Annotated in this window: 7 protein-coding genes and 2 pseudogenes; 4 read left to right on the top strand and 5 right to left on the bottom strand. The window is 52.4% G+C overall.

Annotated elements, in window-relative coordinates:
• Positions 1-662: 662 nt before the first annotated feature.
• The 4 genes and pseudogenes from CWM53_RS23305 to umuD form a co-directional block, all read right to left on the bottom strand.
• Positions 663-968 (bottom strand): hypothetical protein, encoded by a 306-nt coding sequence (locus tag CWM53_RS23305; RefSeq protein WP_100730154.1) that lies wholly within the window; start codon positions 966-968, stop codon positions 663-665.
• Between the two features lie 53 nt (positions 969-1,021).
• Positions 1,022-1,273 (bottom strand): plasmid stabilization protein, encoded by a 252-nt coding sequence (locus CWM53_RS23300; RefSeq protein ID WP_100730155.1) that lies wholly within the window; start codon positions 1,271-1,273, stop codon positions 1,022-1,024.
• 78 nt (positions 1,274-1,351) lie between these two features.
• Positions 1,352-2,624: pseudogene (locus CWM53_RS23295) on the bottom strand (Y-family DNA polymerase).
• Positions 2,624-3,049, bottom strand: coding sequence for a translesion error-prone DNA polymerase V autoproteolytic subunit (gene umuD, locus CWM53_RS23290; RefSeq protein ID WP_100730156.1), 426 nt, complete (start codon positions 3,047-3,049; stop codon positions 2,624-2,626). Before umuD ends, CWM53_RS23295 begins: the two are co-directional and overlap by 1 nt.
• Positions 3,050-3,522: 473 nt before the next feature.
• On the opposite strand from umuD, the pseudogene CWM53_RS23280 reads away from it, so the two are divergent.
• Positions 3,523-4,730 (top strand): annotated as a pseudogene (locus tag CWM53_RS23280) (ISL3 family transposase).
• Positions 4,731-4,732: 2 nt separating this feature from the next.
• Here the strand turns inward: CWM53_RS23280 and CWM53_RS23275 are convergent.
• Positions 4,733-5,122 (bottom strand): GFA family protein, encoded by a 390-nt coding sequence (locus CWM53_RS23275; protein ID WP_100730158.1) that lies wholly within the window; start codon positions 5,120-5,122, stop codon positions 4,733-4,735.
• Between the two features lie 265 nt (positions 5,123-5,387).
• Between CWM53_RS23275 and CWM53_RS23270 the strand changes: the two genes are divergently transcribed.
• The 3 genes from CWM53_RS23270 to CWM53_RS23255 all read left to right on the top strand — a co-directional run bounded on the left by CWM53_RS23270 (position 5,388) and on the right by CWM53_RS23255 (position 6,820).
• Entirely contained in the window at positions 5,388-5,618 is a 231-nt protein-coding gene (locus tag CWM53_RS23270) for a hypothetical protein (RefSeq protein ID WP_004206779.1), read from the top strand.
• 285 nt (positions 5,619-5,903) lie between these two features.
• Positions 5,904-6,329, top strand: a complete 426-nt coding sequence (locus tag CWM53_RS23260) for an antirestriction protein (RefSeq protein WP_004118478.1) — start codon at positions 5,904-5,906, stop codon at positions 6,327-6,329.
• A gap of 236 nt (positions 6,330-6,565) precedes the next feature.
• A complete protein-coding gene (locus tag CWM53_RS23255; protein ID WP_100730159.1) occupies positions 6,566-6,820 on the top strand; it encodes a DNA polymerase III subunit theta in 255 nt (84 codons plus the stop codon).
• Positions 6,821-6,822 lie beyond the last annotated feature (2 nt).

Genomic DNA, 6,822 nt, shown 5'->3' with positions numbered 1-6,822 from the left:
CCTGCATCGTCGGTCAGCTTATCTGCCTGGGACCACGGTCCCACCTGCGTCGTCGGTCAGGTAATCTGCCTGGGACCACGGTCCCACCTGCATCGTCGGTCAGCTTATCTGCCTGGGACCACGGTCCCACCTGCGTCGTCGGTCAGGTAATCTGCCTGGGACCACGGTCCCACCTGCATCGTCGGCAGATTATTAGTTTGGGACAACGGTTCAATCAATGCCTGTCACGAACAGGTATTGGCTTGTCGCCAGCAACCTGTTGAGCGGAGTAATCACGCAGCAGGGCGGTTATTACAGGTGATGGTGAAAGCTCTGTTGGGATCTGAACGAAGCATGTTGAGTGAAATTTGCAAAATTTCGCGGGGTGTGCGGCTTAATTTTAAATTTCCGCCAGCATTTTTAAAACCAGCTGCCGCCGCTGCGCGTTGGCCGGTCCTTCGTCCGGCCGGTAACCAGTCCCGGCCGTTCTTACGACCCTGGATGAACATGGTCCCGTCATCAGCGTCTCCAGTGTGAGGTCGTTTGTCACGCCGTCCGAGGGGATATAAGGGACACAACATATGGTAGAAAAAGCAGCTGTCTGAGACACAATATATTGATTATCCACAGTAACGGGGGATAACCGTGTGGGTAACATATTGAAAGTCCAACACGTTATCTGATTAACTGACTTTGTAAACGCCGCTGAACCATGAAAAAAATCCGGGGGAATCATCACAGCGCATAAACATACCGTTTTGTTTTTGGGTGACGGCAAGGAGGCCCCTGTTATCACCACATGCCTTGTCAAAGGTTTCCATTCCTATCCTTATCAGGCTCTTTTCGTTATTTTCGGGAGAGATCCGGAGATGTTTTGTCAGCCAGGCAGGATAGGTTTCAGCGTTACGCCAGTACTGCAATTCAATCACTGAAGCCATTCCCCAGACAGCGAAGAATAAGAAAACCACACCTGCGATTTTTCTACCCATATTGTTCCTTAACATTGATTTAATACATTCCTTGCTCCTCGCACCGGAGCACATCACAGATACTGATTGAGATCCACTTCACGCAGCGGCTGGTGTTGACGTTCTGTGATCAATTGCACCAGGTCTTTTTCGTCCAGCGCATCGAGCATTTGTTCATACAGAGCCGCGGGCACACAATAAAAAACAGGGCGGTTGCGGTCAATAATCGCGACCGGGTAGCCGCCGCCGGCACTGGCGGTGGCCACCGGATCGTTTTTAAGTTCGCTGACGCTGGCAGCCACATCACACAGAATGATGTTTGTCATGGTTCCTCCCTGAGACAAGTCATCTGTATGATCGGTAAAGTAAGCTCTGGCGGCAAGTCCCTTCTGTCATTTCAACGGTCAGAAACGGGCAACCGGCAGCTCCTTCCAGCGGGTGGTATATGCCGGTGACAGCATCTCCCGTTTCATCTGCCAGTCCGGCGCAATACCCCGTCCGGCAAACCAGACTTTCCCGAGTCCGGAATGATTAATACCGTCGAGCACCTTCATCAGCGCATCGCTGTGCGGCCGTGGCTGCACGTCATCGAACAGATTCAGCTGCGCGACGCCGTTCGGACTGAAATCATTGAGCATTATCCCCGCTTTTGCGTAGCGGTGGCCATCGAGCCAGATCCTGTCCAGAGACCTGACCGCTGCCGCGATAATGTCCCGGGTGTCACGGGTAGGGGTGTTCAGTTTTTCCGTGGCCACGTTACCGTAATACGGCTCATTAACCGCAAAAGGGGATGTCTTGATGAAGGTGCAGATATGCTGGCAGTACTGTCGCTCACCGCGTAACTTTTCCGCCGCGCGCTCGGCATACTGGCATACGGCCTGGCGCATTTCTTCGTAGGTGGTGATCCGCTGCCCGAAGCTGCGACTGCAGACAATCTGCTGTTTCGGCGGCGGCGCTTCTTCCAGTGAAATGCAACTCTCGCCGTTCAGCTCACGTACCGTGCGCTCCAGCACTACGTTGAAGTTTTTCCGGATAAATGTGGGGTTCGTCAGCGACAGCTGCAGGGCGGTGGTGATCCCCATAACGTGCAGCTTTTTTCGCTATCCGGTTCCCCACGCCCCAGATTTCTTCCACCGGCTGCAGGCTGAGTAATTTTGCCGTTCTGCGTGGATTTTCGGGCGACAGCGCCAGCATCCCCCTGAATTGTGGCCATTCCTTTGACGCCCACTGCGCCGATTTGGCCAGTGTTTTTGTGGCGCCGCAGCCGACACCGATCGTCAGTCCGGTTCCACTGAGAACGTGCCCACGCAGCTGCCTGCCAAAATCCTCCAGATCCATACAGTGGCCAATTCCCCGGGCATCCAGGAAACATTCGTCTATCGAGTATTGTTCGACGCGGGGAGACAGCTCCTCCAGCAGGGCGACCACGCGGTTACTCAGGCTAGCGTAGAGCTCGTAATTGCTGGAAAAAACGTACAGTTTTTCAGGAAACTGCGCCTCTTTGAGCTGGAACCAGGGGGTTCCCATCTTTATACCCAGCCGTTTGGCTTCAGCACTCCGGGCAATAACGCAGCCATCGTTGTTACTGAGAACGACTACCGGTTTTCCGCGCAAATCCGGTCTGAAAACCTTCTCGCAACTGGCGTAGAAGGAGTTGACGTCTGCCAGGGCGAACATCAGTCTGCCCTCCGGGTTTTATGAATGAATGCCGTTACCACGCCGAAAATTTGCAGCGTTTCCGGATCCGGGTACAGGGAAGGGAAGTCCGGGTTCATCGCCTGCAGGGCTGGCCGCGGCGTCAGAAGCAGGCGTTTTACGGTGAATTCACCCTCAATTTCCGCGATAACAATATCCCCGGGCCGCGGCTGTTCTGCTTTATCCACGACCATCAGATCGCCGGAATAGAGGCCAATATCAGTCATTGAGTTGCCAATCGCCCTGACAAAATAGGTGGAGTGGCGCCGGTGAATGCAGTACTCATTCAGATCCAGTTCAGACTCAGTGTAGTCCGCAGCCGGTGACGGAAAACCCGCAGGGCATCGCTCTGTGAACAAAGGAATTTTTACTATGCTGGCTTCTGATACTGCAGGAGTGAACTTCATCGTTTTTTCCCCTTGCTTAAAACTGTATATATATGGGTCTTCCCCTGTTGTGGTGGCTGTTGTAGGCTTTTGCTGTTTACCCAACAACAGGAGGAAAACCACTTGAGTAATGCTGCTGTTGTCATCAGGGAATACACTTCTGCTTTTCCTGACCCCATATCTATAAAGAAAGCCAGTGCTGTCGTTATCAGCCATTCTGATCTTGAGTATCGCGGATGGGTATGGGTAACGCTTCCTTCCGGTAAAGCCGGATGGGCTCCACAACAAATATTTACTCCCATTAGCACCTACGAAGTCATCTGCCTTGAAGACTATACGGCGCATGAATTATCAGTCAGGTCCAGCGAGAGAATTACTGTCATAAAGTCTCTTAATGGCTGGTTCTGGGCGCTCAAGCACTCCGGAGAATCTGGCTGGGTGCCGGAAGAATGTGTAAGTATTCTGGATGTCTAATTTTAATCCGGTACGCGTTTATGGACGAAAAATCCCTCTATGCCCACATTCTGAATTTATCGGGCCGTGGCAGGTTGAATCCTTGTCCCTTGATGAAAATGCAGGTTCCGTTACTGTCACCGTCGGGATCGCTGAAAACACTCTGTTAACCTGTCCTGCCTGCGGTAAATCCTGTCCTGTTCACGATCACCGACATCGTCAATGGCGACACCTTGATACCTGCCAGTTCGCGACATTAGTTGAAGCTGATGTTCCCCGTATTAAGTGCCCGGAGCATGGCTGTCAGACTCTGCCTGTTCCGTGGGCGGGGCCCGGAAGCCGGTATACGCTGCTGTTCGAATCGTTCGTGCTCTCATGGCTAAAAATCAGCACCATTGATGCTGTCAGAAAGCAACTAAAACTCAGCTGGAATGCTGTTGACGGCATTATGACTCGCGCGGTTAAGCGCGGTCTTGCACGGATAAAAAAGCCATTAGCAGGCAGGCATATGAATGTGGACGAGGTCGCCTTTAAAAAAGAACACCGGTATATAACGGTGATCTCCGATCGCGACGGGCGGGCGCTGGCCTTAACGGACGATCGAGGAACAGAAAGTCTCGCCGGTTACCTCAGAACGCTGACTGACGGGCAACTGCAGGCTATCAAAACACTCTCAATGGACATGAATGCGGGCTATATAAGGGCTGCACGCATCCATCTGCCCAGCGCAGTTGAGAAAATCGCCTTCGACCGCTTCCATGTGGCGAAGCAACTGGGCGAGGTAGTGGATAAAACCCGGCAGAATGAACATCCGCACCTTCCGGTAGAAAGCCGCCGACAGGCAAAGGGGACACGCTTCCTGTGGCAGTACAGCGCCGAATCCCGGCTGGAAAAGCTGATATGGCTGCGGACACAGATGAAACTGACCAGCCAGTGCTGGGCGCTGAAAGAGCTGGCGAAGGATATCTGGAACAGGCCATGGAGCGAGGAACGGCGGAATGACTGGCAACGATGGCTGGCGCTGGCGGCCAACAGTGATGTGTCAATGATGAAAAATGCGGCGAAAACAATAGGTAAAAGGCTCTACGGGATCCTCAATGCAATGCGACATAACGTCTCAAATGGTAATGCGGAGGCACTGAACAGCAAGATCAGACTGCTGAGAATAAAAGCCAGGGGGTACCGAAACAGGGAGCGCTTTAAACTGGGCGTGATGTTTCACTACGGGAAGCTGGATATTAGTTTTTAATATTAATAAATAGTGTCTGGAAAAATTCGCCGCCACCATTCCGGTTTCATATCCTGGAAAGAATGAGAATCAGGAGAAAAAATGTCAGTGTGACATTGGTCAAAAACACCGGACAATATAGCAACTACAGGACCGTCATCAATAGCACCAAGAGAACTACCACATCGCGGGCAAAAAGCCCTACTTGATGTTTCAGAAGAGCGGAACAAAGAAGGTTTACCTCCTTCACCAGTCCATTGCACATCTATGGCCGAAAACTCCAGCCATACAACAGTCTGACTTCCTGTATGTTTCTGGCAAAGGTCGCAGGAACATGAGTGGGGGATTCCAGGATTAACTGCTCTGAAGCGTATAAACTGGCACAAACAACCTCCAGATAGCTGAGTCGTCATACATGATTCCTAATCCGCAGTTTGCATGTGAAAAATATAGCAGAAAAGTTGAACAGCCACTACAACAGGGGAAGACCCATATATATACAGTATTATTTTGCGAAGGCCGTTTTTTTCAAGTCATCTTGTTGCCGTTGTCTGTAACCATTTGCTGTTCCTGCAAAAACAGTGAAATTTCAGAAGGATCACTGCCAGCCCGGAGAATCGTTATCTAATAAAATGTAATATACTGAAGTACAGTGCATTTATTCTGAGTGGAGTGATTATGAATACGGGTTTAAGGCAGGTTCTGCGATATGCAGGCGTCCCGGTTGACGCCGCTGAACCGGTGCGCCGGCAATTCGGTAGCCGCCTGATTTTAATCGTGACGGTTGCTCTCCTTCCGCTGTTGATTGTTGACGTCCCTCAGTGGATATTTGTGCTCTCTCAGATTATCTGGGGAAGCGGCATGTACATTGGTATCTCCGTGGCCAGTGATAAACCGGATCGCCGGTAAGCTCAGAACGAGAGATCTCCCGGACCGCCTGGTGACGGGCAGCTGATAAACCGGCGCCGTGCCATCAACACCGGATAAGGACGTCGCCGGCTTGTCGTTGCCGCCGGCTCCGCTTCACCCGGCCCCATTCCTCCGGCCTGTGGCCTGATTCCTGCGTCTGTCGCGTTGCGACATTTGCTTCCGCTTTTCTCCCTGTGGTCGAAATACGGGTTAGAGAAACCTTTTATTCAACCTCCTTCATCGCGACGGGTAGTGCCGCAATCTTATGAACCTGTGGAGGTTGCTATGTATCATGCCCGTCAAACCATGCTGAATGTTGAGGAGTCCGACCGTCTCTCGTTCCTGCCGGATCTGTTTGGTAACGATTTTCTGGCCGGAGAGATGCAGGTCTATGCGCTCGCTGAGAAACACATCACCGATTACTGCGGAGGCTTCTGGCATTTCATCCGTATTCCGGAGGGCGGCGGCTACATGATGCCTGACGGTGACCGTTTCCATCTGACTAACCCGGATAACTGGTTTGATCGGTCCGTCAGCGCGGATGCGGCCGGAGTTATCATTACGGCGCTGGCGATCAACCGCCGTATCTGGCTGCACCATGAACGCGGTGATGCTGCTCTGACACGCCACCTGATGCTGCGGGAATCGCAGCTGTGGAATTTCATTGACTCTCATGACGAATGCGCTGCTATTTACGCGGCTCTGGACTGATACTACATCGGGGCGCCCGACGCCCCGTTTAAGGTCTGAGACGGCACGATCTGTGGGGAGCTTACCCGGCTTCGCAGATCGGTGCGGCCGCGCGAAAATCCTGGCAGGCTTCGCCTGCCGGTGAGGCGGTTCGCCACGCCTGCGGCGCTGCGTACTGGCCTCACCTCAACAGGTCGCCAGTTAAGGATTAAGAGCGTAATATCTGCGTACCTTTTCTTCTTTTGCGGAATTTGCGTATGTCGCAGTGGAATATTGCCTCTTTTTCAAAGGAGGAGCAGGATAAAGTTGCCGTCGATAAGGTGGCTGTTGCTGTTGCCTGGCAGGAGCGCATGAACAAGCCCGTCATGCCGGAACTTGTTGAACGGGAACAGCCTGAACACCTGCGCGAATATTTCCGTGAACGGCTCCGCGTACATCGACTGAACAGTCAGCAGCTGCCGCGCGCAAATGCACCCGAATATAATAAACCGGGCGATGATCAGCAGAATTGATT

It is taken from the genome of Klebsiella sp. A-Nf5, from assembly GCF_002810545.1.
GTDB lineage: Bacteria > Pseudomonadota > Gammaproteobacteria > Enterobacterales > Enterobacteriaceae > Klebsiella > Klebsiella variicola.
This window is presented reverse-complemented; position numbering and strand designations above follow the sequence as displayed.